The sequence below is a fragment of the Sulfitobacter sp. SK011 genome (assembly GCF_003352065.1).
GTDB lineage: Bacteria > Pseudomonadota > Alphaproteobacteria > Rhodobacterales > Rhodobacteraceae > Sulfitobacter.
Genome location: NZ_CP025803.1, coordinates 3,094,613 through 3,119,768 on the forward strand (window position 1 = coordinate 3,094,613; position 25,156 = coordinate 3,119,768).

21 protein-coding genes and 1 pseudogene are annotated in these 25,156 nt (G+C 52.7%); 14 read left to right on the top strand and 8 right to left on the bottom strand.

Going from position 1 to position 25,156, the window contains the following annotated elements:
• Positions 1–108: 108 nt before the first annotated feature.
• The 5 genes and pseudogenes from C1J02_RS15270 to C1J02_RS15290 all read left to right on the top strand — a co-directional run bounded on the left by C1J02_RS15270 (position 109) and on the right by C1J02_RS15290 (position 8,039).
• Positions 109–5,634, top strand: a complete 5,526-nt coding sequence (locus C1J02_RS15270; RefSeq protein ID WP_114879346.1) for a RecQ family ATP-dependent DNA helicase — start codon at positions 109–111, stop codon at positions 5,632–5,634.
• Position 5,635: 1 nt separating this feature from the next.
• Positions 5,636–6,016, top strand: a complete 381-nt coding sequence (locus C1J02_RS21085; RefSeq protein ID WP_114879347.1) for a hypothetical protein — start codon at positions 5,636–5,638, stop codon at positions 6,014–6,016.
• A 110-nt stretch (positions 6,017–6,126) separates the two neighbouring features.
• Positions 6,127–6,621 (top strand): annotated as a pseudogene (locus C1J02_RS15280) (transposase); the annotation flags it as partial.
• A gap of 329 nt (positions 6,622–6,950) precedes the next feature.
• Entirely contained in the window at positions 6,951–7,544 is a 594-nt protein-coding gene (locus C1J02_RS15285) for an ankyrin repeat domain-containing protein (protein ID WP_114879348.1), read from the top strand.
• Positions 7,545–7,559: 15 nt separating this feature from the next.
• Complete coding sequence (locus C1J02_RS15290; protein WP_114879349.1) at positions 7,560–8,039, top strand: YHS domain-containing (seleno)protein; 480 nt, start codon at positions 7,560–7,562, stop codon at positions 8,037–8,039.
• Positions 8,040–8,058: 19 nt separating this feature from the next.
• On the opposite strand, the gene C1J02_RS15295 is transcribed toward C1J02_RS15290, so the two are convergent.
• Positions 8,059–10,263: an adenylate/guanylate cyclase domain-containing protein gene (locus C1J02_RS15295; protein WP_114879350.1), complete on the bottom strand. Its 2,205-nt coding sequence runs from the start codon at positions 10,261–10,263 to the stop codon at positions 8,059–8,061.
• Positions 10,264–10,631: 368 nt separating this feature from the next.
• Here C1J02_RS15295 and C1J02_RS15300 point away from each other — a divergent pair, with 368 nt between their 5' ends.
• Complete coding sequence (locus C1J02_RS15300) at positions 10,632–11,177, top strand: YaeQ family protein (protein WP_114879351.1); 546 nt, start codon at positions 10,632–10,634, stop codon at positions 11,175–11,177.
• Between the two features lie 157 nt (positions 11,178–11,334).
• On the opposite strand, the gene C1J02_RS15305 is transcribed toward C1J02_RS15300, so the two are convergent.
• Positions 11,335–12,081: a helix-turn-helix domain-containing protein gene (locus C1J02_RS15305; RefSeq protein WP_114879352.1), complete on the bottom strand. Its 747-nt coding sequence runs from the start codon at positions 12,079–12,081 to the stop codon at positions 11,335–11,337.
• Between the two features lie 146 nt (positions 12,082–12,227).
• On the opposite strand from C1J02_RS15305, the gene C1J02_RS15310 reads away from it, so the two are divergent.
• The 3 genes from C1J02_RS15310 (at position 12,228) to C1J02_RS15320 (ending at position 16,120) form a co-directional block, all read left to right on the top strand.
• Complete coding sequence (locus C1J02_RS15310; protein ID WP_114879353.1) at positions 12,228–12,509, top strand: DUF4242 domain-containing protein; 282 nt, start codon at positions 12,228–12,230, stop codon at positions 12,507–12,509.
• 574 nt (positions 12,510–13,083) lie between these two features.
• Positions 13,084–15,372, top strand: coding sequence for a restriction endonuclease (locus C1J02_RS15315; RefSeq protein WP_162798333.1), 2,289 nt, complete (start codon positions 13,084–13,086; stop codon positions 15,370–15,372).
• A 202-nt stretch (positions 15,373–15,574) separates the two neighbouring features.
• Positions 15,575–16,120 (top strand): YaeQ family protein, encoded by a 546-nt coding sequence (locus tag C1J02_RS15320; protein WP_114879355.1) that lies wholly within the window; start codon positions 15,575–15,577, stop codon positions 16,118–16,120.
• 1,303 nt (positions 16,121–17,423) lie between these two features.
• Here C1J02_RS15320 and C1J02_RS15330 read toward each other — a convergent pair.
• Positions 17,424–18,914, bottom strand: coding sequence for a ShlB/FhaC/HecB family hemolysin secretion/activation protein (locus C1J02_RS15330; RefSeq protein WP_162798334.1), 1,491 nt, complete (start codon positions 18,912–18,914; stop codon positions 17,424–17,426).
• Between the two features lie 303 nt (positions 18,915–19,217).
• Between C1J02_RS15330 and C1J02_RS15335 the strand changes: the two genes are divergently transcribed.
• The gene (locus C1J02_RS15335; RefSeq protein ID WP_162798335.1) at positions 19,218–19,679 is read left to right on the top strand and encodes a hypothetical protein; all 462 of its coding nucleotides are present in this window, start codon (positions 19,218–19,220) and stop codon (positions 19,677–19,679) included.
• 64 nt (positions 19,680–19,743) lie between these two features.
• Here the strand turns inward: C1J02_RS15335 and C1J02_RS15340 are convergent, their stop codons facing one another.
• The 5 genes from C1J02_RS15340 to C1J02_RS15360 all read right to left on the bottom strand — a co-directional run bounded on the left by C1J02_RS15340 (position 19,744) and on the right by C1J02_RS15360 (position 22,528).
• On the bottom strand, positions 19,744–20,070 hold the full coding sequence (locus C1J02_RS15340) for a hypothetical protein (RefSeq protein ID WP_114879359.1): 327 nt from the start codon (positions 20,068–20,070) through the stop codon (positions 19,744–19,746).
• Positions 20,071–20,072: 2 nt separating this feature from the next.
• A complete protein-coding gene (locus tag C1J02_RS15345; RefSeq protein ID WP_114879360.1) occupies positions 20,073–20,582 on the bottom strand; it encodes a hypothetical protein in 510 nt (169 codons plus the stop codon).
• A gap of 172 nt (positions 20,583–20,754) precedes the next feature.
• Positions 20,755–21,051 carry a hypothetical protein gene (locus C1J02_RS15350; protein WP_114879361.1) on the bottom strand — a complete coding sequence of 99 codons (297 nt, stop codon included), beginning with the start codon at positions 21,049–21,051 and terminating at the stop codon, positions 20,755–20,757.
• A gap of 112 nt (positions 21,052–21,163) precedes the next feature.
• The gene (locus tag C1J02_RS15355; protein ID WP_114879362.1) at positions 21,164–21,937 is read right to left on the bottom strand and encodes a hypothetical protein; all 774 of its coding nucleotides are present in this window, start codon (positions 21,935–21,937) and stop codon (positions 21,164–21,166) included.
• Positions 21,938–22,015: 78 nt separating this feature from the next.
• Positions 22,016–22,528: a DUF805 domain-containing protein gene (locus tag C1J02_RS15360; RefSeq protein WP_114879363.1), complete on the bottom strand. Its 513-nt coding sequence runs from the start codon at positions 22,526–22,528 to the stop codon at positions 22,016–22,018.
• A gap of 205 nt (positions 22,529–22,733) precedes the next feature.
• Here C1J02_RS15360 and C1J02_RS15365 point away from each other — a divergent pair, with 205 nt between their 5' ends.
• The 4 genes from C1J02_RS15365 (at position 22,734) to C1J02_RS15375 (ending at position 25,145) form a co-directional block, all read left to right on the top strand.
• The gene (locus C1J02_RS15365; RefSeq protein ID WP_114879364.1) at positions 22,734–23,501 is read left to right on the top strand and encodes a DUF3658 domain-containing protein; all 768 of its coding nucleotides are present in this window, start codon (positions 22,734–22,736) and stop codon (positions 23,499–23,501) included.
• Positions 23,502–23,610: 109 nt separating this feature from the next.
• Entirely contained in the window at positions 23,611–24,060 is a 450-nt protein-coding gene (locus C1J02_RS15370) for a hypothetical protein (RefSeq protein WP_205389936.1), read from the top strand.
• A 65-nt stretch (positions 24,061–24,125) separates the two neighbouring features.
• A complete protein-coding gene (locus C1J02_RS21255) occupies positions 24,126–24,257 on the top strand; it encodes a hypothetical protein (RefSeq protein ID WP_302622755.1) in 132 nt (43 codons plus the stop codon).
• A gap of 135 nt (positions 24,258–24,392) precedes the next feature.
• A complete protein-coding gene (locus tag C1J02_RS15375) occupies positions 24,393–25,145 on the top strand; it encodes a hypothetical protein (protein WP_114879366.1) in 753 nt (250 codons plus the stop codon).
• Positions 25,146–25,156 lie beyond the last annotated feature (11 nt).

Genomic DNA, 25,156 nt, shown 5'->3' on the forward strand with positions numbered 1-25,156 from the left:
ATAGTGGCAACTATGAACCACTATAGATGAGTCCCGGCATTGCCCTACTTCCCTTTCCCGTCACAAAAAGTAAGGCTCTCAAAAAACTATCAATAGATTGCAGGCACTTTGAGCTTCGATTCAGACCCATCTACTACAACCCCTGACATATTGGGGCGGTGCGTTTCGATCGACCTAGAAGTCGATCCGGCGCAAGCGAAGATATTTGCGCTTGCGGCGGTGACGCACGATCCCGCTTTGGCAGCTCTCACTGTGAAGTCCGACCTCAAAGCAGGTTTGGATAAACTGGATGAATTCTGCCGAGGGTTTGATCATGTGATTGGTCACAACATCCTTGCGCATGACCTTCCGCATCTCGCCGCTGCATCACCACTGTTTGTGGCCTTAGCAGATGCCCCAATCGACACTCTTTGGCTAAACCCACTGGCGTTTCCACGAAACCCTTACCACCACCTTGTCAAACACTACCAAGATGGCCGCCTTCAATCTGGTCGCGTCAATGACCCCACTTTCGATGCGCGCCTCGTCTTCGAAGTTCTGGAAAACCAAATCACTGCCTTTTCAGAGCTCAAGGATCGCTCACCGGACGCGTTGTTGGCTTATCACTATCTTTGTTGTCGTTCTCCCCAAAGCGGCGGGTTCGACAGGCTCTTCGAAGGGGTCCGCAACAGCCAGAAGCCTGATCGCGACGAGGCACACACCGCAATCCGCAGAATGCTCAAAGACGCAGCCTGTTCTGCGATGTTGGGCAAAACCCTCGAGCAACTTGACAATACTCGTCTGTCCTGGCCCATGGCCTATGCGCTGTCCTGGATTTCAGTCGCTGGAGGTGACTCCGTTATGCCGCCGTGGGTGCGCGCTCAATTCAAAGACGCCGCAAGGATTGTGCGGGACCTAAGAGACACCAATTGCAAGAGCCCTTGGTGCAACTATTGCAGAACGCACAATGATCCAAAGCGCGCCTTGTCCCGTTGGTTTGGATTTGAGAGCTTTCGCCCAGAGCCAGCGGATGAATTCGGCAGACCTCTCCAAGAGCGGATCGTGGAAAGCGCGATGGAGCGCGAAAGCGTGCTTGGCATCCTGCCGACAGGGACTGGCAAATCTATTTGCTATCAGATCCCTGCTCTTTCGCGGTTCGACAAAACTGGCACGCTTACAGTCGTTATTTCACCACTCGTCGCGTTAATGGCGGACCAAGTACAGGGAATGGCGCGTGCCGGAATATCATCGGCTGTGACTATCAATGGATTGTTGTCACTCCCTGAGCGCCACGATGCACTGGACAAAGTCCGCCTTGGTGATGCTGCTATCTTATTGATTTCCCCTGAGCAGCTACGCAGCACGTCGGTACGATCAGTGCTTGCCCAGCGCGAAGTTGGCATGTGGGTCTTGGATGAAGCGCACTGTGTCTCAAAATGGGGTCACGACTTCAGACCGGACTATCGCTATGTGAGCCGGTTCATTAAGGAAAGTTCTGGCGACGAAGTCGCACCTATTCTTTGCCTTACCGCAACCGCGAAGCCCGATGTCGTACAAGACATATGTGGGCATTTCAGTGAGCGCCTAGGGCTCGATCTAACGCTCCTCGACGGTGGTGCCTCTCGTACCAACCTCAGCTTTAAGGTTCTTCCCACGCAGCGGACCACTAAAATGGCTGACATTCTGGATGCACTAGAGGCCGACCTTCCAACCAATGGAGTATCCGGAGCTGTCGTCTATTGCGCCACACGTAGCGCCACTGAACGCGTTGCTGAATTTCTCAAACAACAAGGGCTTGCAGCCGACCGCTATCACGCTGGCCTCACGGTCGATGAGAAACGTGACATCCAAGAGGCTTTCCGCGTCGGTGAACTCCGTATCATTGCAGCGACCAACGCGTTTGGCATGGGGATCGATAAGCCCGACATCCGGCTGGTCATCCACGGTGATGTACCAGGCTCGCTTGAGAACTACTTGCAGGAAGCAGGCCGCGCCGGGCGTGATAGAGATCCCGCCCAGTGCGTCTTGCTGTTCAATACCGACGATGTGGACCGGCAGTTTAGCTTGAGCGCGCGCTCTAGGTTGGCGCGTCATGAAATCGGTGCGATCCTAAAGTCCATCCGGCGGTTGGATAGCAGAACGCGCAAGAACGGTGAGGTTGTCGCGACAGCTGGAGAGATCGTCAAAGAAGAGATGGATCATGACTTCCAGCGTGACAGCACGACCGACGACACACGCGTCAAAACTGCTGTAGCCTGGCTCGAAGAAGCAAAGCTCCTCAGACGCGAAGAAAATCGCGTCCAGGTCTTCCCTGCCTCATTGCTTGTACGTGACACTGCAAAAGTAAGAGAAATTCTAGAGCGCGTGGAAATCTCCGAGACCCGGAAACGTCAACTATTGAGCGTCGTCCAGCACATAATCAACGCTTCTCCTGAAGAAGGCGTTTCGACTGATGCGCTGTGTGGAGCCAGTGGGCTCACTGCACCAGCGCTCCGAAAGGCACTTACCGACCTCGAAGCCCTGGGTATCGCCAACGACGACACCAACATCACAATCTTTGTTCACGTTGGCGTAGAAAACGCATCGCGCGCGCGTCTTGAAGCTGCAGCGCGGCTAGAAGCCGATCTCATTGCCCTTTTGCGCGAAGAGGCTCCTGACGCAGACAGCGGCGAGCCAACGCCATTCAATCTTTCTGCCACAAGCCAAATGCTGAGGGAAAGAGGTCATATTTCCGTCCGTCCTGATATTGTTGAAGGCCTCTTACGAGGCATGGCTCAAGATGGTCGTGATATGGAAGGCGGGCGCGGGAACCTTCATTTGCGCAAGGCATCTCGCGGTAGCCTATTTGTTAGACTGCAGCGCTCTTGGTCTATCATTGAACAAACAGCCGAACTGCGCAGACTTGGGGCAGAACGACTACTCAATTACCTTGCTGACCGCGTGCCAAAGGGAACGCGCGGTAAGGACATTCCGGTCGAAACAACATTGGGCGGCCTCCTTTCCGCGATCAATGGTGATGCTGTTCTTAGAGGTTCGGTCAACGATCCCAACAAACTGATGGATCGCGCACTGCTTTGGCTTCACGAACAGCAAGTTATCACACTTGGTAAAGGCTTGTCGGTGTTCAGGCCGGCAATAACGCTTCATCTCGACCCTAAGGGCGGGAACTTTACCGTTCAAAATTTTACACCGCTCGAAGAGCACTACACAGAACAGACAATTCAGACCCATGTCATGGCTGCATATGCCGAAAAGGGCCTCAAGGGCATTGGTGAGGCGGAGAAACTCTCAGCAGATTACTTTGTTCTAGACCAGGACGCATTCATGCGCCGGTGGATGCCAGGCCGCGGGACTGAGTTTCGCAGGCAGGCCACGGGTCAAGCCTGGGAGGAAATCGTCGACTCTCTTGGGAACCCGATCCAGGAACAAATCGTACGCGATGACCGCGAGCAGACAAATGTTCTCGTCTTGGCAGGACCGGGCTCAGGCAAGACGCGTGTTCTGGTGCATCGCATCGCCTATCTTGTGAAGATCAAGCGCGAAGATCCCAACGGTATTCTCGTGCTTGCCTACAACCGCCATGCAGCCGCCGAAATCAGAGAACGCCTTCGCCGCTTGATTGGGGATGAAGCGCGCTTTGTGACCGTCTCAACGATCCATGCCCTCGCAATGCGTTTGGTGGGTGCAAGCTTTAGCGGGGGCGCTTCGACAGAGAGCCAGGACTTTAGCAGTTTACTTATGGATGCGGTTCGACTTCTTCGCGGCGATGGCATGGACAAAACCGCGGCAGAAGCGCTGCGTGAAACACTTGTCCAGGGTTACCGTTGGATGTTGGTGGACGAGTACCAGGACATCGGCCCCGAAGAATACGCGCTAATTGCTGCTGTGGCGGGTCGCAGTCTAGATGATCCAGACCTCCGTATCAGCCTATTTGCGGTCGGCGATGACGATCAAAACATCTATTCCTTTGCGGGAGCCTCAGTCCGTCACATCCGACAGTTCGAAGAGGATTACGCTGCCAAGCCTGTCTTCTTGACTGAGAACTACCGATCCGTGGGTCACATCATCGCCACTGCAAATACCGTCATTGAAGAGTCTGCAGACCGGATGAAGATTGGACACGACATCTCAGTGGATCGCGCCAGAACCAAAGAGCCTCTCGGTGGAGAGATGGCCGCGCTGGATCCTGTCGCCCAAGGCCGGGTCCAGATTCTTGGCTGCCCATCCGGTAACGATGCTCAGGCAATGGCAGCACTTGAGGAGATGCTAAGGCTATCTCGCCTCATTCCCGACTGGAACTGGTCGGGGACTGCGATCATCTCGCGAGATTGGCAAAAGCTTGTTCCCGTGAGGGACTTTGCTGAAACGCTGGGCATCCCGGTGGACGTTGCAAACGAACGCCTTCCGGGTCTCTGGCGCATGCGCGAAATGCAGATGTTCGTCGAAGCCTTGAGGCAAGATCAAACTCGTGTCGTTTCCGTGGCCGACATGACAGCCATGCTGAATGCAATTCCGTCCTCTCGTTGGACAGACCAAATCGGTTTGGGGCTCGGTATTCTCGCAAGGGAAATCGATGCTCGAAACCTTCCAGTCACTGATGTCATTGAGTGGTTTGCGGAATGGGCGCGGGAGACATGGGGCGAACAAACTGGCTTAAAGCTTCTTACAGCCCACCGAGCAAAGGGCCTTGAGTTCGACGATGTGATTATTCTCGATGGAGGCTGGGAACGCCCCTCCCGCAACGAAGACCAAGACGCCCCGCGACGCCTATTCTACGTGGCCATGACGCGTGCGCGACGCAACCTCATCGTGATGAGTAACGACAACCACGAGTATCTGCCCAAAAACTCATCTTCCGTTATCAACCGTGTTGTGATTCCGGATCTGGAGGCATTCCCGGGGCCGCGAAGGTATTTTCAGTCGGCTGAAGCGCGAATGGTTGATCTGTCGTTCGCTGGTCGCCAAGGACACAAGCACCCTGCCCTAAACGCCATCGCTGATGCCCGAATTAGCGATCCTATTGCCTTGAATTTGGAACAGGGTCGGTGGTATCTCAATGACTCCGAAGGACGCAGTCTGGGACGAATGTCAAAAAGCTTTGCGCCTCCCCCGAACACACGATTTGTATCTGGTGAAGTGGCGGCAATTCTGCGTTGGCGCAAAGAAGATGGTGACGAAGCGTTTCATCACACCCTCAGGCGAGATGCTTGGGAGATTGTTATTCCTGAGTTGGTCTTCGAGGCCGATGGCCCAAACGAGGAACCTTCTCGCGTAGTGGGCTTGACCAGTGGGACCGATATTCAGGAGACAAGAACGGCTCCTGGCGATCAGAAACTGCCAGAACCAGCGTCAATTCAAAACAATGACATCCGTGAAGCGAACCTAGATCAGCTTCGCTCAAAGTTCTCAGAAGCGGTCGACTCATCAAGGTCATGGGATGAGCTACAAACACTGCTCAGAATAGAAAACAGGGAGTTAGCCCCCCGTGGAGGGGGTCTTATTTTGAGATCAGTATCTCCTCAGGAGACCCTCTGCAAAGCCTCTGAGCTGGGATTTGGCTATGCTTCTCTTATCAAGATATTCAACGATGGATTTCCCGGTCACTCCCATACTTGGATCGCGGAGCGCGCGTTGGGGGAAGCCAAATCCGACTAAAATGTCTGACGTCAGCACTCATGTGACAGATTTGAGTATTTGGCTTGGCTTGAACTCGGGCCTGCTCCAAGATCCGGTTAGGGCCGGTGAGTGGCAGGGGGCTAAACGGATAAAATTGGGGAAAAATGATCTGGTTTTCTGTTATTTTGACTGCGGGGTCTCGCAGATACGCATGCGCCTTCCCTCACTTAAAATCTGGCTACCAACCCTATGTTTTAAAGTACTTATTTTCATCAAAAGCATGGAAAAACAAGGCGCGCCCACATTTTTCAGATACCGCGACTTCAACCTAAATCATCATGAAATTTTGCCCTTCGTCGGGAAAAAAATCTGCGAGTGGGGGCATAACAGGTGTGGCGCAGACCGGGTTTCTGACTTTTGACCCACCCCCCCCCAACTGTTTGGCTGAGAAAACAAAGACAACCCAAATTTCAACTTCCGAATATATGTTCAGACTATTCGGTCACAGCGTCCGAATTACCCGCGTGGTTAATCGACAAGGCCGGACGCCCCGACGGCACCTGGACACGCACAGACTTCGAATGGGACGCTGAGAATGATCAATATATCTGCCCCGAGGGTCACGCGCTTAAACAGTTCCGCCGGAATTATTCCGATCCGAACCGGGGGCCGACGGGCAAGGGCACAGCGCGCTATCGCGCCTTGAATGAAGTCTGCCAGGTCTGCCCGTCCAAACAAAAATGCTGCCCCAACGCCGATGCGCGCAAGATCACCCGCGAGGAGCACGAAGATGCGCGTCAGGTCGCCAGGAATCTGGCCAAAACCGAAGAGTACCAGATTGCGATGAAGCTCAGAAAGAAGGTTGAGATGCTCTTTGCCCACCTCAAACGCATTCTCGGGCTGGGACGACTGCGATTACGTGGGCCGTGCGGCGCAAATGACGAATTCCTCCTCGCCGCCACCGCCCAAAACCTCCGTAAACTAGCCAAGATCCTTCCTGCACCGCAGCAAACGCGCAAAGCCTGATAGAAAAGGCGCTCGCGCTCCGTTCGGAACCACGTTTTCTGCGCCAGCAACACGTTGTTTTTCCACAGAATCGGCGGATTCCGGCCATTCGCTGCAACCGCGAGCCCGGATTGCCTTTCCGGCGGGAGCCGACATTCAAATGATACCGAAACAGGTTTTGTTCTGCACTGCCGCAAGGCAGCTTCAAGCCCATTCCGGAAGTGTTTCGGCTGTGGCGCTCGCAGGTGCAGCAAGCCAATCGACTGACCCCGCCAGATGCGCCGCAGATAAAAAACCGTCGTTGCGCGAAAGTGCGGCTCGTTGTAGCTTTCGAGTAAGGAGATCCATCCATGCGGCGGATTGGCACCATCTTTGCAGCGATATTCTGTCTACTTGGGCCCGCTCAAGCGGGTCCTTTATTCGATGCCGCAAAGCAGGGGGATACTGCGACCGTCGAGGCCCTGTTGGAAGATGGGATCTCGGTCGATGAGCGGGGTCCGAACCAGGCTACTCCCTTGATTGCAGCTGCATTGACTGGAAACACTGAGGCCGCTGCGGCCCTGATCGAGGCAGGCGCTGATGTGATGGCGCGCAATCACAGTGGTTTCACACCGCTTCATGCGGCGGCTTATGGTGGCCATGTGGATATAGCGCGTCTGCTTCTCGCGCGTGGCGCAGATGTGAATGGGCGCATCAACAGGGCCGAAAAATCACCCATCTTTTTGGCGGCCGACGAGGGCCATATCGAGGTGATTGAGCTACTGCTCGACCATGATGCGGATATCGTGACCCTCGACAACGAGGGCTTCACGGTTCTGATCCGAACGATGTTCCGCAAGCACTATGATATCGTGGCGTTCCTCAAGCAGCACGGGGCCACATGCCCCCCGCAAGACGCGTTCGGCCCGGAATTTCATCGCCTTTGCTTGGAGGCAGGCAAATAAGGGAAGGTCAAGAAAATGAACTTTCGACTTCTGATGAGCGGCCTGTTTCTGGCAGGCATGAGCAATGCCGCGCTGGCCGCTGACCCCATCAATACCGGGCCCTTCGGCGATGTTGCGATCAAGGGCTATGACACCGTTGCCTATTTCACGGAAAGCCGTGCCGTGAAGGGATCAAGCGAGTTTGCATATGAATGGCTTGGCACGCCGTGGCACTTCAACAGCTCAGAGAACCGCGATCTGTTCAAGACCGACCCGGTCAAATATGCACCTCAATACGGCGGCTATTGCGCATTGGGTGTCGGGCTAGGAGCAAACGCGTCCGAAAACATCGACCCGGTAAATTCCTGGCGGATCATCGATGGGAAGCTTTATTTCGTCTCGGACCCGACCGGTGCGGAAGTGCTCGACCATCCCGAAGGGAATGCTATGCTCGCCAAGGCGGATGCGAACTGGGAAGACACCAAGCCTCTGGCGGCGAAGGATTACTCCAACTGACACGCGCCACCGTCGCGGATCACCCGTCCGGGCCAAAGTGAAACAGAATATGCGCGTTAACGTAGGTATACGGCAAGCCCTTACCGGCAGCGTCTTTGACTCTTTTGTAGATTGGACCACAGGCTGGGCGACCTAGCGCAAGACCCGGTTGTCGGATGCACAAGGTATCGTCTTTCACATAGGCCGACCCGGTGATGAACAATGTGGATGTGCGCATCGCCACACTACCACTGTCTGATATCTGCATCAGACCGAGGCCGTGCCCTTCGAAAGTTCCCTGCCACACATTTCCATCGATCAGCGCGGCGATCTGATCGGCAGACAGCCTTTCGCGTATGCCCGGTTGAAAATCGAAGGGCCATTCCTGCAGGCCCGCACGCAACATTGCGTCAATGATCCGATCGAGGTCCTCCTGTCGCTGAAAATGGGTAAAGATGACCCGGTAACGCTGCGCCGAGATGTGCGGCGCGAAACTGGCTACCTCGCCTGTGGTGGCTTGAGCCTTTTGCATCCGGCCAGCCTCCAAATACGCAGCGGCGAGGATCGTGAAGTAGTCCTCGATGCCTTGCGAACTGTCCTTGATCTCCTCGAGGATTTCGACCGCACGTTCGGGACGGCTTGCGAGTATGTAAGACAGGCTGGCGATCTGCCGCGCATAGCTGGGCAGGAGCGGGTTCAGACGCAGCGCTGTTTCGAAATTCTCGATCGCCTCTTCGTGGTGCCCGGAGAACGTCTGCGCGAAGCTGAGTGCGAGATAGGCGGCCGCTTCGCCGGGGGCCTTCTCGACCGAGAGCCACGCCGAGCGCATCGCTTCCTCGTAGCGGCGATCCACAGTTTGCAATTCGCTCAGCACGGCAAAGGGCATCGCTGCATCGGGATCGATTTCCAAGGCACGCCCGGCATGTTCGTAGGCGCGTTTCCGGGCGACCGGGGAAGGCAGCACGTCGTCGTAGTTTCGTCGCATGACCAATGCCTCGATACGCGCCTGCGCTGCGAAGGCTCCGGCAAAGGCCGGATCGATTGCGGTCGCCTCCGAATAGAGACCCAACGCCTCGCGCAGGCCGGGCCGGAAGCCGCTGCGCGCGGCCTCTTCGGCCCTGAGGAAGAAGTCATACGCTTCCAGATCAGTGGTTGGGAGGCGTTCGATCCGCTCCTTTTCGGACACGCTCAAATCCACCCCCAACCGATTAATGATCTCGGTTACCAAGCTGTCTTCGATGGAGAAGATATCGTCTTCGTCCCGCTCCATACGCTCGGCCCAAAGCGTCTGCCCGCTGCTCACATCTGTCAGCCGGGCGTTGACCAGAAGCCGTGCACCTGCTCTGCGCACGCTGCCCTCGAGAACATAGCGGACACCCAGCTCGCGACCGACGGCCCGGCTGTCGATTGTCCGGTCCCGGTAGGAAAACGCTGTATTGCTGCCGATCACCATCAGCCCCGCGACTTTCGAGAAATCGGTAATCAGGTCGTCTGTGAGACCATCGGCGATGTAGCGCTCCGAATCAGGCAGTCCGAGATTTTCAAAGGGCCGCACGATGAGAGAGGGGCGCACGTCCTCTCCCGCGATCATCTCGCCCTCCGAACCGCCGAACAGGGCCGCTACGTCGTCGAGCAGCACGAAAGCGGCACTTGAAAGAATGGCGACCACGGCCACCGCCGCGACGGCGACGCGAGCATTCCGGCGTGACCAGAGTGGGTATGGTGTGCCATTTGGGTCCGCCATGCGGAAGACCGCGATCGGCTCAGGTATGTTTTTGACACGGTGCACACCTGCAGGCTCGAACGGTCTGCTGACCTTGCCGCGCGTATGTTCGTAGACATGGCGCGAGATGCAGATGCTTCCGGGCTTCGCAAGGGGTTCAAGGCGCGCGGCAATATTGACGCCGTCTCCGTAGATATCGTCGCCATCGATGATCAAGTCGCCCAGGTTGATACCGATCCGGAACTCGATCCGCTGGCTGGGATCAGTGGTGGCGTTTCTGTTGGAAACTGCATCCTGTATCTGGATCGCGGCTTCCACGGCATCGACGACACTTGCAAATTCAGCCAGCAGACCGTCGCCGATAAGCTTGACGACCCGCCCGCTCTTTTCTTCTATCAAACGGGTCAGGATGTCTTGGCGCAACGCGGTCAAACGTTCGAACGTGCCCACTTCATCCTCGGCCATCATGCGGCTGAAACCGACCACGTCTGCGGCAAATATGGCGGCAAGCCTGCGTTCCAAGGTCTGCCCCTCTCCTCCGAAAATGCGGGCGGTACCGTCAAGCGTAACACTCAAAAAGCGTGACGGAAACTGCGCTCAATTAGAATATTTAACGGTGCCGCCGCGGGTCATTCAAGGGCACGGTCGAGCAACCAATCTGGTTGTCGTTGTATCAGCATAAGGCAACTTCGTCGCGCGATTTGTGAATTCGCTGATCAATCGATTTCGCAATCGCAGCGAATGGCCGGAATGACAGGCCTGACCGCTGCATAGCAAACGGTCGCTGGATGGCAGGTCCGGGCCGAAGTTCCGCGTGTCTTTTTTATCTGCTTTCACAAAGTCACCAGACGCATTAGGCAACCCTAATCTTCGCAATTCTGGGAAAAACCATGGCACAAAAAGCCACCATTTATAAAGTTGAACTGTCCGTTTCCGATATGGATAGTCACTATTATGAGACCCATAAACTGACCGTTGCCAAACACCCTTCGGAGACGGATGAACGATTAATGGTGCGTATTCTCGCTTTTGCACTGAATGCCCACGAGCAATTGGAACTAACTAAGGGCCTTTCAACTGATGACGAGCCAGACATTTGGCAAAAAAGCCTGAGCGGCGAGCTTGAGTTATGGGTGGCGTTGGGACTTCCCAGCGAGAAGATTGTCCGCCAGTCCTGCGGTAAAGCCAACAAGGTGATTGTCTATTGTTACGGCGGCAGGACGGCTGAGGTGTGGTGGGAGAAAATCAAAAATAGCACCACCCGGTTTGATAACCTTCGGGTTATAAATTTTTCGGAGAAGGACACCAACGAACTGAGCAAACTGGCAAGTCGCTCGATGAAGCTGCAAGTTAATATTCAGGACGGCGATGTGATGGTTAGCGTTGATGATGGCATCGTTTACGTTACCCCGGTCAAATGGAAAAATGCTGCGTAGTTTGTAGATGTCCGCAATGCGGAGGCTGCAACGCAGCACGAGACTAACCGACCAAGGTCGGCAATGGGCCGACCTTACCGGTGATGTTGTGCCCGTGAAGCTTACATTCTGCATTTGCTCCGATGGCTGCGATGAGCCCAAAGCAGACTTCAGTTAGTTATTCAGCAGCGTCGTAAGTCGGTATGGCTTCTTTGGACAAATCGCCCTTGTACTGGATCACTTCGGAGAGGTCTTGTTTTGTCCAATGGTAAAACCACCTATCCATGGTTCGGGAGAGAATGGCATCACCGCTTAGAAAAAGTCGGCCCTCTTCCAGTTCTCGTGCAATGGTCGTGCGACTGAGAATGATAGAAGACAGTGACATACAATTTGTCTCGATGTAGAGATCAATCTTGTCACTCGGGGCCGTTACGCAGATTTCAATAGGAAATCCGGGCCGGTTCAGCGCCCAATATTTGCTGTATTCAAGGTCCGGATCGGTGAAGCGAAATTGAAAAACCAACTGGCGGACAGGCAGATGTTCCGGGTCGAGATAGTTCCGCATCTGCCACATCAAGTTTGATACGGTCAGATTTGCCAGTGCATCATTTGCCTGAATGTTGCGTTGCGCCCATTTGCCCATGGCATCCAGCACGGGTTCAAGCTCAATGGCTCTTTGGGTCCTTATATAATCGACCTGACCGGTCGCCGGGTCTTCAAGCCTCTCAATCAACCCCTGTGCAACAAGCTCCTTCAATCGCCGGGACAAAAGAGCCGTTGAGATATTGCCCACACCCCGCCGAATATCATTGTAACGTGTCGCGCCGCCCCACATTTCGGTCAGGATCGGAATAGTCCAGCGCGGCTCAAGCACTTCGCAGGCATGCGTGATTGGGCAAATCAATCCGTAGGGTTTGGTGGGCATGAAATATCCTCCATCGGGTTCAGCCTACAGTGTTACCGCAAATAGAGCCACTTCACTATGTGAAGCGGGGGTGCTTCACTATCTAAACTATCCAAACACGGCTTCGCGCTCCACGATCATCGCACCTAAATAAAAAGGAAATCACAATGCCTAAATTCATCGTTGAAAGAAACATCCCCGGTGCCGATACGCTGACCCGTGACGATCTCCGCGACATCTCGGCCAAGTCCAATTCTGTCGTTGACGGTCTTGGGGTGCCCTATGTCTGGCACCACACTTATGCAGCGGGCGACAAACTTTACTGCGTACATGAAGCAGAGAGCGCAGACGTAATTTACCGCCATGCGAAAGAGGGCGGCTTCCCTGCTGACCTTGTGGCGGAGATCAAGAACACATTCGGACCTGATACCGCAACTAATGCTGCCTGACTTCACAAACCCAGGAGCCGTGGGGTTTGGTTCCTGGGTGCACCAACGAGCGGCTGCATTGTCCGCAATTTGTGAATTCGACGACACCAAGATTGTGCAGCTGCGGCGAACGACGGCAAAGCGGGTTGCCACCGCAGCATCGAGGTGATGTGGCCAATGTCGGCTTTGGGCCGGAAGCGCCCGCCTTCACGAAGGGCGGATTGCGGACTTTCGCTGCGGCGTAATGAATACTTGCTCTGAAATTGGAAGCCGACGATCAGTTACTGACCAACCCAGAAATCGTTCTGTAACTACACTGCCGTTAGGAGTGATCACAAGTATTATAGGCAAAGAGGTCGACCTAGTAATCGGCGACGAGTTAGTCGTCCCAACGCTGAGCAAAACGCTATGTATTTTGAACTCATCTGCGAGATCACGGTGAGATGCACTTGGAGCCCTCGCGCCCCAAGAGTACAGTTTTTGATATGAAGCGAATGGTTTTTGATCAAGCAATTTTAGTGCGCCATCGGGCTTCCTAAGGCCCCGATTAGGCTATAGCTTAATAAGCTGTAGACGCATCGTTTTAGGAAATACTGTGCCGGATTATAGTTTTGAGAATTTGAACGACAAAGAATTTGAGGTGCTCGTAAATGATCTCATATCTGTCAAAGAGGCTATCGAAGTCGACCGGTACAAGTCCGGAAAAGACGGTGGAATAGATGGGCGATTTTTCACAGTTAACAAGGGCGAGACAATTATCCAAAGCAAGCATTGGATCAAGTCGGGTATTGCCGCTCTGATTGCAAGGTTAGAGAAAGATGAGGTAGACAAAGTCCGTTCTCTTAATCCCAAGAGATATATCCTCGCAACATCACTGCCCTTGTCAAAGGTAAACAAGGATAAGATCAAACAGATTTTTGACCCATATATTTTGTCACACAATGACATCATAGGTCAGGATAATCTCAACTATCTGCTTGGAAAGTTCGGTGAAATTGAGCGAAAGCACTACAAATTATGGTTATCTAGCAGCAACGTACTGAGTTCCATGCTTAACGCCGCATTGACTGGGCGAAGTGAGGCAAAACGAGACGCCATCATCAATGCTACAAAAATGTATGTGATAACAGGCAACCACGGTAAATCTCTAGAAAAGCTTGAAACGCTACATTCGGTGGTAATCACCGGTGAAGCAGGCATTGGAAAGACCTCTTTGGCGGATCAATTGGCGCACCACTACATTGCGGAGGATTACGAGCTTTGTGTAATCGAGAACGATGTCTCCGAAGCTGAAGATCGATTTGAAAAAGGCAAGAAGCAGGTTTTTTATTTTGATGATTTCCTTGGCCGCAACTATCTTATGGCGATAGAAGGGCATAAGGACAGCCACGTTCTGAATTTTCTAGACAGGGTTAGTAGAGATAAGACGAAAAGGTTCATACTGACGTCGAGATCAACTGTATTGAGTCAAGGAAAGCAACACAGCGATCTACTGTACATCAAGAAGATCGACAAAAAGGAATACGAAATTACGATCCAATCCCTATCAGTTCTTGATAGGGCGAAAATTTTGTATAACCACATTTGGCACAGTGGACTGTCGGAAAAGCACATTGCGGAACTCTATGTTGACCGACGATATCTTAAGATAGCAAATCATCGGAATTTTAACCCCCGACTGATCTCGTTCATCACCGATCCTGATAGAGTTAGCAGTGTGAAACCGAAAAAGTACTGGGATTACATTATTGATAGATTAGATAACCCAAAGGATATCTGGGCTGACGTATACGATAATCAGATTGACGAGCTGACTAGGCAGACAGTTTGCCTCCTTGTCTTTAATGGTTCCAGTATTGCCGAAGAGAACCTACGTGCTCCACTATACAAAATCGCGATTTCTGAGGGCTTGATAAGCCCTTCGAACGCTTCTAGCCGTTACACAAATATGTTAAAGGCAGCCGTTGGTACAGTTCTCCAAAGAAATATTGGTGGTATTGACGGTGTAGCAAAATTGGATTTATTCAATCCTTCCGTCGCAGATTTCATATTGGGTCGATATTTGGATGACGCTCTTGCTATGCAGTTGTACTTCTTGAGTTTGAATACTCTAGCGTCATTGCGTAACTTGAAGAGCTTAAACCAAAATGATGGCTTGAAAAATGGAATTTATTTTGAGGTATTAAAGAAACTTTCATGCGAGAAGATCGACGAGGGTTTTTATAGTGAGAACCCTGAGTATGTCTTACGGCTTACCCAGATGATTATTGAAAACCCAAGCGCATCTTCAAAATGCGATGTGCAGAGCACTGTTGAGTTTCTGTGCCCTCTAATTGAAAAGAGCGTACCCAGCGGATTTGTAGATGAAGTTTCAAGTTTATTGGAGTTAGGTTTATCAAAGAAACTGGATCGTTTTCAGGAAGTTGCTACGAAATTCATTTCGAAAACTGCGTTGGAAAATCCGTCAATAGATGAATTGCTTAGAATAGAAAAACTAAGAAAAAATGTCCCGAACTTGCACCAAGATATTGATGCTAGTTTACTTGAGGCCATACAACGAGAGGCTGTTTCATACTGGAAAGATGAGGCCCGTCAGGAACTTCTTGACAATGGGGTATTGGAGGATTTCTTCTTGCCGGAGCATGAGGATGAAGCATATCATGTTGCGGCTGATTTCGTCGAAGAGGCTTTAGCGGCTTTTGGTATATCATCAGAAATTGCTACAGAAGTTACTGACTTCGTAGACGTTGCAGACATTTTGGAAGACAATCTCCAAGCTAGAAGTGAAGCGGAGTTTCATTATAGTCAAAAGGACTCGGGCCTCGGTGGTGCTTTTGGTGGCGATACAGATGCCCTAGTGGATGACCTTTTTGAACGCGATTAGCAAAGTCTATGAACTGTGAATTCACGGGTCACCTGATTTCGCGGTTTCGGCGAATGTCCGCAATGACGGTCCGCACCGCAGCATTCGAGATGGTTGGCGGATGGCGGGTTTGGGCCGAAGTTCCGCGTGTCTTTTTTATCTGCTTTCACAAAGTCACCAGACGCATTAGGCAACCCTAATCTTCGCAATTCTGGGAAAAACCATGGCACAAAAAGCCACCATTTATAAAGCTGAACTGTCCGTTTCCGATATGGATAGTCACTATTATGAGACCCATAAACTGACCGTTGCCAAACACCCTTCGGAGACGGATGAACGATTAATGGTGCGTATTCTCGCTTTTGCACTGAATGCCCACGAGCAATTGGAACTGACTAAGGGCCTTTCAACTGATGACGAGCCAGACATTTGGCAAAAAAGCCTGAGCGGCGAGCTTGAGTTATGGGTGGCGTTGGGACTTCCCAGCGAGAAGATTGTCCGCCAGTCCTGCGGTAAAGCCAACAAGGTGATTGTCTATTGTTACGGCGGCAGGACGGCTGAGGTGTGGTGGGAGAAAATCAAAAATAGCACCACCCGGTTTGATAACCTTCGGGTTATAAATTTTTCGGAGAAGGACACCAACGAACTGAGCAAACTGGCAAGTCGCTCGATGAAGCTGCAAGTTAATATTCAGGACGGCGATGTGATGGTTAGTGTTGATGATGGCATCGTTTACGTTACCCCGGTCAAATGGAAAAATGCTGCGTAGTTTGCAGATGTCCGCTATGCGGAGGCTGCAACGCAGCACGAGACTAACCGACCAAGGTCGGCAAAGGGCCGTCCACGACAGCTACCGGTGACACCTCAACGGGATTTGCTGCGACTGATCTAATGGCGGCAAGGAGCCCAATGGAGACCTTGCGAAACGCTATTTCTTGCGGATGCAGCAATGAATCGACTAAAATCCCTCGCTTTGGACGAAATCTCAGTTCGCGCGACGTTTGATTGATATGATGCAGTCGGCATGTTGGGGATGCAGAGCAGGCAAGTCTCGGCCAAGTACATCAATTGAACCGATATGGCGTAACGCTCCAGAGACTGAAACACGCCGATCAGAGAGCGATTTGCGCTGTCCGTGGCCACTTGCAACACAATGCCAAGGTTGTCCGCCCTCCGATGCTTCAAATTCTGGTAAATTGTGCTGTTCCTGACGGCCGGGGCTTCTCGTTATGTGTTCTTTTTTGAGTGCGGGAGCCGTTGCGGCCGATTGGTGGGACGTTGCCCCCCCCTTTGCGACAGGTTTTTGGGCAGTCGGCCGAGGTTTCGGCCTCGGTACCATAATCGGTTTGGCCTGCGGTGCCTTCGGGGGACTGGTTGAAGGCGTTTTTCCGTTGGTCTTGCTCTGGATGAGCGACGGTATCAAGTATGGTGTTCCCTGCGGTGTTTTTGACGGAATAGCTGTTGGTATTTGTGGTGGTATCTGCTGCGGTTCCGGAAAGGGGATCGCACCGGTCCCCGTAAAACTGGGTTGTGCAATGGGTTGTACGATGATGGTCGCCGGAACTTTTCCGTAACCCACAAAGGTCTGCGGAGAGTTGGGTTGAATTGTCACAACCGGCAGGCCGAATCCGGTAAAGGAAGGTGCAAGCTGTGGGGTTACTGTGGTTACAGGCGATGTCCCTGTGATTACTTGCGGTGGCAGAGGACGCAGCGTGATAGTCGGCGTCCCAGTGCCTGTTATTGTAGGTCCCGGTTGCCCGACGATTGGCGGCACCTGACCAGTACCAGTGATCGTTTGCCCCGGTTGCGGTGTAACCACGATGACCTGAGTAGGTAGCCCACCAGGTGTTTGCGGATTGGTGGGGCCTGTTGCAGGTTTTTGATTGGCAGTTGGCACGCTTGAGGGTGTCTGACTTGGTTGCGTTGAACCCGAGCTTCCACAATTTGAACCACGGTGCGGATTTCCTACGCCGTTACACCATCCATAGTGATTACCCTTGGCTGAAACCTGTCCGGCTGAAGTTGCGGCAACAAAGGACAGAATTGCGGCGGATACATAACGTTTCATAGGGTCACCAGCTTTTGGAAAGGGCAAGATAGAAGGCAGGGTCGCCGGAGTCTGTCTCGGGACCGGATGTCGTGGGCACGGCCACATAAGCCTGTGCGAAGAACCTGTTATCGAACTCAAGATCGACGCCAAAGCCAACGGAAGACAAGAACTCGTCATCCTTTTCTGTGGCAGACGGATCGTTGTTGTCCACATATCCCGCATCGACAAAGGCAAAGGGTCTGTAGCGCCTCACCGTGCTTGATTGGGGAAAGAAATCGCGCCCGGCTTGAAAGACTGCGGAGACGCCGGAATCGCCCTGAACTTCAGCAAAAGTATATCCGCGTTCATCGTCGATACCACCAAGATAGAACTCTTCGATGCCGGGCAAGCGGTCCGTCGTATACTGCCCCCAAATCTCGGCGCGGAAGCTCGAGTTCTCTCCGAACCACGACACGGGCTGTTGGTAGCCTGCACCCGCGCGGAGATGCCAAAAGTCTTCGTCGCCATCGTCAAAACCATCCGCGTCACTGCTGCGTGATCCAAATGCGAGGTTCGTTGCATATTCGAATGCCCCGCCGTTCTGCAGCGCACGCCCGTAAATCCACGACGCGGCAATCACATTGACGGTACTTTCAAAGTCCGTGCTGATGCCATCAACATCACTGTCCGAACTTGACCGGCGCGCCTCAAGCAATGCGTAACCGTAAGTGTCGATATTGCGAATAACCGGATGGCCGATTGCAAGGATCACAGTATCCCCGTCTAGGTCCGTCTGGCGCAGCGTTCCGGTGGCATCGCGATCTCCTACAGCGTTGCCCAAATAAACTTCGCCGTAGGTGCCCGAGACACCAATCGGCGCGCGATAGATCACAGAGCCATATAGATCGTTTTCGCCACCGTCGAAGGCTGCGGTGCCGGATAATTCAAAACGGAACAGGTCGCCGGGCGTGAGCAAGCTGACAAATTCCTGACCGAAGGTCAGTGTTGCCGCATCCCCGAACTCGCGCGCAGGGTTGTCCAGCGTTACATAGCCAGAGCTTGTGTCTTGCTGTTCGGCCACAACACGGACATGTGCAGTATCCTGACCCTCGGGGTAGTAAATTTCGGCGGAGGCGGCAACGGATTGGATATCTTCGGTCAGCATCACGGCGCGCTCGAACTCTGCGAGCGTTACACCCTGCTTGCCGACAACCGGACGGAAATAACCGTTGATTAGATTGAACGTCCTCTGGTCCACGCCTTCAATGGAAACAGAGCCAATTTCGCCTTCATCGACAATAATTGTGCGCCCGTCGCGGCTGACGCGCGCTTCCGCAAGGAAATAACCGTCTTCACGGTATATCGTCTCGATCGTGCGCGCGATCCCTGCAGCGGTAACGGCACCGGTTCTTTGCAGTGCTAGCTGTGCGGCAAAGCTCAGGATTTCTTCTGCATTGTAAGCGCCCGCGCCTTGCAATTCAAAAGTTTGCGTTTGAGCCTGAACGTCTGTGACACAGACTACCGTCAGGATCATAGCAGTTAATAGGCACACAATCGTATTTGCTGCTTGCACCTTGTGTCGGACATAATGTTGCAAATGCTCAAACCTCAGCATGTTTTTAGACAAGCATACAACTAAAAACCAAGGCGAAACTATGGCAAATGCTGACCTGCACATTTTTCATTTTGTTTGATATCAAAACAACACAACCAAAGATCAAAAGCGCTTCTTTAAAGCCTGTGCGGCATCAGTATACAAGATTGCCTTCGCGCTCATGATATTTTGCCTTAAATTGTTATCAGCGCAGGTCAGCCATTTCGCGCAAAGGATAAACAAATGTCTCGTTCACTCTTAGCACCACTGGTTTTGATAGGGGTCTTGGTAGGTCCTGCATCTTCTCAACCTCTTTTGGAGGAGCCTATGGCTTTCAATCCTTATAGTGAGACTGCAATGGCGATCACGGGACCGGTAATCTTGTCTACCACAAAGATGGTTTTCGAGACTGGTAAGTTTATCAATCTCGAAATGTTGGACTCTCAGGCTGCTGGGGGTTGGGGTGCTTCCGGTGATTTGCCCGTGGCTCAGGTATTTCGGGTGTTAGGGAGCGCCGGGCCGCTGCGTCGTGGAAACACGCTCTGTGGCGATCAGCCGGTGACCTACATGGCGGCCTGGAATGAGAACACCTCCGAATTTAAGCTTTTGGGCATTGCAATGTTTACCGGGCTGGATGCGCCGACGGGTGTCGCCGCCCAAGGTATTTGCGCGACCTATTTCTTCTCGATGGATGCCCTGAACTAATTTGTCGGGCAGATCATTCTATTGAGCTGTATCTATCGTTTACTGATGTCGAAAAGAGTTTGGTTCAGCGATAGGGAATGCTGAAAAACGTGTAACTGTTCGTCTGGGTGAGCGTTCCCGCTCCTGTTTCCGACACTAAACTGGACATAGACGCGCTTCCAGTCGGACAAGCAATAAGATCAGCTGCGTCATCTAGGAACTCGGAGGTGAAGGCGCTTTCACCGACAAGTTGGCACTCATCTGTTGGGCCACGGTATCCACGGACAAAGACAAGCTCGGGATCAGGTTCGCTGATCGCAAGATCCGGTGCAGTCTCGACACAACCCGTCACTAGCGTTGTCATGACCACGGCAAACAGGGTGATAATGAGAGGCTTAAGGATATCAGTCATTACTATTCCCACTTTGCTTCAGTGCTGCGCCACATCATTTCGTCATCGTCCCAAACGCTGGCCACAACGCAGGGGCTTGGGCTGATCCCGCCGCACTGCGAATAATGCACATTCGCCAAGAGAACCCTGTGGGGACCGATCTGTGCCATATCCCAACCCTGATTGAGCAGTGAGTCGATATTATCGCCAATCAGGAAATGAGAGACACATCCACCTGTGCCACAATACATTGAAGGTACAGAAGAGCAGGCGAACCTGGCTTCGTCCAGCACCCAGTTGTTATAGAGGTCACCATCAAGATCAACCCTGTGCACGGCTCCGAATTCGACGGCGAACTGCCCGTTGTCCAAATCTGAACATGCCTGCCATGCGGCCTCCACTTTTTCAAGCAACTGCGCGGGCAGCCCGGACAAATCCTGGGCATTCGCCGAGACGGCAAGGAACGCCGCGTTGACGGCTGCCAGGAAGACAGCCCGGCTGACTTTGCCATTGGTTTTGCCGACTGACCACATTTTGCTCTATCCTCCATTCATAAAGCCTGCGTCAACCATTCAACTGCGATGAGGGGCTCTCGCTTGTGTCCGAACCATCCAAAAAGTGCCAACCGCCCAGATGAAAAGGGCGATGGCATTTGTCGCTATTGATGCCCGGAAGGCGACGCTTAGGCGGCGCGCCACGGCTGCGTCAGAGAAAGCCTTCGTCTGTCAAAGACGTGATACCGGCGGTCGTTCCGTCGCTATAGGCAATGCACTCCCAAGGTGCGGCATCTGGGCCAACACCAACTTTAACCAAAGTCCCCGCTTCAGAAAATTCAGATGACAAAAGTCGCACTTGGCTATTGCCAGTCGACTGTGCAACCGCATTTAGACAAGCTTGGTCTGCCGGAGTCGGCGATGACGTCGCAGAGCCAGTATCTTCCACGCATGCTGACAATAAAGTGCCAAAGATCACACAAGAAGCCAGTTTAAGTGTTGTGTTCATGTTTATTCCTTTTCTGTGTTTTATGAAGCCATTTTGGTAGAACGTGTTAGATCTGCGACGAAAGCGGTGGGACTTGCCAAATTTGAGACAGCACGCCGCCGAGACATCTAAGTCAATTGCATTGGATGTATTGGTAGTCTCCGTATTCGAGCCAGTTCTTGTTGCCATCTTTGAAGACGAGGAACTCGGACCGATCTTCTCCTAACAGTGCGACCACAAATCCCCGTGGCGGCTCTGCATTTCCAAAGTAGCTATAGGCCGTCATTGCACGCGTGGTTTTGCCGTTGACTGTTACGATCGCGTCCCATTGGCCCTGTGCCTTATCAAGGATCAGGTACTCGATCTGGCGTTTTATTTGGCCACCACCGCAGTACACCACCCCCTCTGGGGCCTCCATGGTGTTGTTGCCTGCTTGCGGCGCAGAACCGCAAGAGGACCGTAGTGATCGAATAGCCTTGCCCGATCCTTTAAGGTCGAAAAGTCCATAGCTCACATCTTGATCCGCCATGGATAGATTGAGGACGGCGTTGGCTGCAATCTGATCAAGAACGAACTGGTAGTCAGCGGAGTCTTGGAACACAACTTCGACAGGGTAGTTATCGACGATCCGCAGGGTGGCGTTCCCTTGACCCGCTTGAAAAGATCCGACTTCTGTCGAACCATTTTTCATAAACCTAATTGAAAGGCTTTGCTTTCCGACGATATCTTCGCTGTCGGCATACCCAACAGGTGCAAAGCGCAATCGGTCACATTGCAATTCCAGCGTCATGTCGCCTGTCTGAATAAACGCATTTGGGGTCTGGCCACCGCTAAATCCCCATTCCGCAAATGCAGGTGCAGCGGACATGCAAAACATTAGACACCCAGAAAGAAAAGCACTTTTCATTCTTAACTCCTAAAAATCCCCGATTTCTGGGGTGATAACGGTTCTACAGTGTAGAGGTAAAAGTGATTGATCACCCGTTTACGACTGTGCTCCATAAGCATTCGTGCCCTCTTCTGAGGGCCGCGTCAGCCACCAGATCATCACGACTGAAAGGCAAAGTTGGATAGCGTACATGACAATCAAACCTGTTCCGCCAATAAGGGCTGCCGGCCCTCTCAGAGCCTCAGGATTCCCGCTTCCGGACTCGACGACTGAGAAAACAGCGACGCCGGTCAATAGCATTATCATCGTTGCGAGACTGAAGGCCAAAGGCAGAAGAAGATACCATCCAGGACGGCCTGTATCATGTAATCGACGCCACCCTGCGGCAAGCAAGGGAAGCATGATCGCCAGTTGAAAAACCGAGCTCAGCAAGTTCGATCCCTGACCCGTTTCCGGATCAGTGCCAAAAAGGACCGCACCGAGTATCGCCAGCCCAACGCTGACCAAAATTGCGAACAGCACGAACCACCAATACTCTGATCTACGCGCGCGGCCAGAAAACACCACATACTTGGACAGGCAGGTCTTGACCGATTGCGTAAAACCCATTGCTGATCTCCTGATTTTTCATTCTAAATCCCAACTTTGTTCTTTTATGATTTAGGACAATAAACGACGAAGCAAGTTTTTTTTGCGGATCGTGGTTTTCAGACTGGTAGCCCGCACGGCAAATGACGTACTTTAAACGCAGTGTTTTCGAACCAATACGTGTCCCCTAACAACCCAATTTTTTGTCTTTAGCCAAAGGTACTTAATGTCACAGCCCGCATATTTGCATCTGGTTTTGGGCGGAAGTGCCGGCGGCTGTGTGCGCGCCGCAGTTGTAACTTACGGCCTGACCGGACGTGTGCATGTGTTCGATGATGATCTGAGCCACGGCCCGTTGAACGACAAGCAAGCGCGAGCAGCATATTTCAGAACGCTTTACCAAAACTATGGTCAGCTGCCTGAAGATCCGGTTCCTTCATTGGCCGATTTTGATAGCCTCCCAGTCCATTTGGGGCAAGATATCTCGCCGGAAGTTTGCATATGGGTGGGCGAAAATGCGTCGGAACGAACGTTCATGGAGATGGCTTGTCATCAACTGGGCTATTTCAAGGGAACAGTGACGCGTGTTGGCAAGACGGGTCTAAAGTCACTGCCCTATATCGGCGCACAAACTCCGGCCCTATTGGCGAGCCTTTTTGATCAACGAGACGCGATAGACTCTATGACAAGAGCAGCGCTGTCTTCTGATTTTCTGCGTCTGCGAGACAGTGGTGCTACACTGCGTAAATGGGAAGCAGGCAAGATCGTCGATGTTTCCGAAGACTACTATGACGGCCTGCTGTTGGCATGTTGTGCAACAAACTGGTTTTGTGCCGCACGCGTGGTCGGTACTGCCATGGGTCGTGGCGATGAACATAATTTGTTGAGCGATGTATTTCTGTCCGGCAGGCTTCAGCGCCTGATTGCGACAGGCCTGATTGAGGCATCTGGCCCACAGACGAGCCTGCGAGACTATAGTGTGCGACTTACATGACCCTTCCGCACTTTGGCGCAATGTTGAGTATTGATGCGTCAATGACGAGCGGGTCCGGTAGGATGACACGCAGGCACCGTTGAGAGGATTTCGAATGACGAGGACGAACATGACGGTCATTGCGGCAATCATAGTGGCCGTAGTTTTGTCCTTCTGGGCCGGATCCGAATTTCGACAGGCACAAATTGATGACCTATGCCTTGATCTTGGTGGGGGGCGAAATCCGGGGGAGTACCCGATTTGCGTCGTTGAAGTGCAAAATACGGCACTTTGGTTGGGGCCGATCAGGGTCACGCGAAAGGACGTGGTCGAATTCGAACTCCAGCGCGGAGTTGATGGGCAGCCGCAGGTCCGCCTTGTGCTGACCCCTGAAATCGCAAGCCCTTTGACCGCTTTCACAAAGCAATCCATTGGCCAAGATATGGACATTAGTATTGGCAGCCAATTGGCCAACTCCGTGCGAATTTCAGATGCGGTTCAAGGCACCAGCTTCATCCTGGCGCTTTCTGAAGCACAAGCGGAGAAGCTGAAAACACTGCTCTCTCCGGACACAAACTGAGTCACAGGTACGCCACTTGTTTGGGTGTCCAGCACCCGGCTCAGATCCAAAAAGGAAAAATCATCATGAAATCTAAACTTCGTTCTGTTGGATTTGTGGCTTTGGTTCTCGCCGGGCTATCGTGGCTGGTTGAGACAGCGTTTTATGGCGATATAGACGCAAACGGTGTCGTTCAGGAGAGCTTTTCCTCCCTCTGACGTTCATTCTGGCTGCATTGGGGATTGTATTGCTATTAGCTTCTCTGCTGGTCAAGTTCCGTCAATGAGGGGCCAATCGGGTCTCGCCGTTTTGCACAACAGCCAAGCTTTGGATAAAGACATGGAAGGTTTCACATGAAGTCTCTTCGACTACGACTGGCAGTCTGCATCGCAGTCATTTTGGCGGCGGTTTGCGCAAACGCGTCAGGTCACCTCACTGTGGGGGGTGTGCAAGAAGGGCCCGGGGGCGAAATCGAGGCGCTGACCGAAGGCCAGTTCTACATAGACGGCACTGCCTCCAGCGCCAGAGTGTTCACGTTCTCGAACGGAACTCGGTCTCTTCATTTCATTCCTATGATTCACCAAGCCGAGCCAGCGTTTTATGAGGCGGTGGCTGGCGAGGTAAAGCGTCTTAAAGCGCAGGGTAGCGACCTTTTCTATGAGTTCATCGACTTCGAAGCAGCGACCCTCGCAGACAAGCGTAGGATCAGGGCTATGTATGGTCTCATTCCTACACCAGCTTTTTATGCGCAGAATGCATCTCACGAATTGATAGGGCAGGATAACGCGATGTTCTTGGGTTTTCCGGGTGGCAGAGACGTCAACGTCGATCTGTCTCCGGCAGAGTTGGCAGATGCCTATGAGAATTTGGTTGGTCCGCTTGATATCAGCGACGAGAACCTCACCACACCAATTGAGGAGTTCGTCATGCCAACTGCGGATGTCATGCAACTTACGAGTGTCATAATCGATCAGAGAAACGGGCACTTAGCGAGGGTGATCAATGAAGCACAGAGTAGTGTCATTGTTCTCTACGGCGCGGCCCACGGCGCGGGAACAATGAAAAACCTGCTTGCTCTCGACCCACACTGGCGTCGGGAAAATTGAGTCCAAAGCGA

What these genes read in the sequence shown, in the direction of transcription:
- C1J02_RS21085 (WP_114879347.1), top strand. Translation starts at nt 5,636, where the DNA reads ATGTCTGACGTCAGCACTCATGTGACAGATTTGAGTATTTGGCTTGGC.
- C1J02_RS15285 (WP_114879348.1), top strand. Translation starts at nt 6,951, where the DNA reads ATGCGGCGGATTGGCACCATCTTTGCAGCGATATTCTGTCTACTTGGG.
- C1J02_RS15290 (WP_114879349.1), top strand. Translation starts at nt 7,560, where the DNA reads ATGAACTTTCGACTTCTGATGAGCGGCCTGTTTCTGGCAGGCATGAGC.
- C1J02_RS15300 (WP_114879351.1), top strand. Translation starts at nt 10,632, where the DNA reads ATGGCACAAAAAGCCACCATTTATAAAGTTGAACTGTCCGTTTCCGAT.
- C1J02_RS15305 (WP_114879352.1), bottom strand. Translation starts at nt 12,081, where the DNA reads ATGCCCACCAAACCCTACGGATTGATTTGCCCAATCACGCATGCCTGC.
- C1J02_RS15310 (WP_114879353.1), top strand. Translation starts at nt 12,228, where the DNA reads ATGCCTAAATTCATCGTTGAAAGAAACATCCCCGGTGCCGATACGCTG.
- C1J02_RS15320 (WP_114879355.1), top strand. Translation starts at nt 15,575, where the DNA reads ATGGCACAAAAAGCCACCATTTATAAAGCTGAACTGTCCGTTTCCGAT.
- C1J02_RS15330 (WP_162798334.1), bottom strand. Translation starts at nt 18,914, where the DNA reads ATGATCCTGACGGTAGTCTGTGTCACAGACGTTCAGGCTCAAACGCAA.
- C1J02_RS15335 (WP_162798335.1), top strand. Translation starts at nt 19,218, where the DNA reads ATGTCTCGTTCACTCTTAGCACCACTGGTTTTGATAGGGGTCTTGGTA.
- C1J02_RS15340 (WP_114879359.1), bottom strand. Translation starts at nt 20,070, where the DNA reads ATGACTGATATCCTTAAGCCTCTCATTATCACCCTGTTTGCCGTGGTC.
- C1J02_RS15345 (WP_114879360.1), bottom strand. Translation starts at nt 20,582, where the DNA reads ATGTGGTCAGTCGGCAAAACCAATGGCAAAGTCAGCCGGGCTGTCTTC.
- C1J02_RS15350 (WP_114879361.1), bottom strand. Translation starts at nt 21,051, where the DNA reads ATGAACACAACACTTAAACTGGCTTCTTGTGTGATCTTTGGCACTTTA.
- C1J02_RS15355 (WP_114879362.1), bottom strand. Translation starts at nt 21,937, where the DNA reads ATGAAAAGTGCTTTTCTTTCTGGGTGTCTAATGTTTTGCATGTCCGCT.
- C1J02_RS15360 (WP_114879363.1), bottom strand. Translation starts at nt 22,528, where the DNA reads ATGGGTTTTACGCAATCGGTCAAGACCTGCCTGTCCAAGTATGTGGTG.
- C1J02_RS15365 (WP_114879364.1), top strand. Translation starts at nt 22,734, where the DNA reads ATGTCACAGCCCGCATATTTGCATCTGGTTTTGGGCGGAAGTGCCGGC.
- C1J02_RS15370 (WP_205389936.1), top strand. Translation starts at nt 23,611, where the DNA reads ATGACGGTCATTGCGGCAATCATAGTGGCCGTAGTTTTGTCCTTCTGG.
- C1J02_RS21255 (WP_302622755.1), top strand. Translation starts at nt 24,126, where the DNA reads ATGAAATCTAAACTTCGTTCTGTTGGATTTGTGGCTTTGGTTCTCGCC.
- C1J02_RS15375 (WP_114879366.1), top strand. Translation starts at nt 24,393, where the DNA reads ATGAAGTCTCTTCGACTACGACTGGCAGTCTGCATCGCAGTCATTTTG.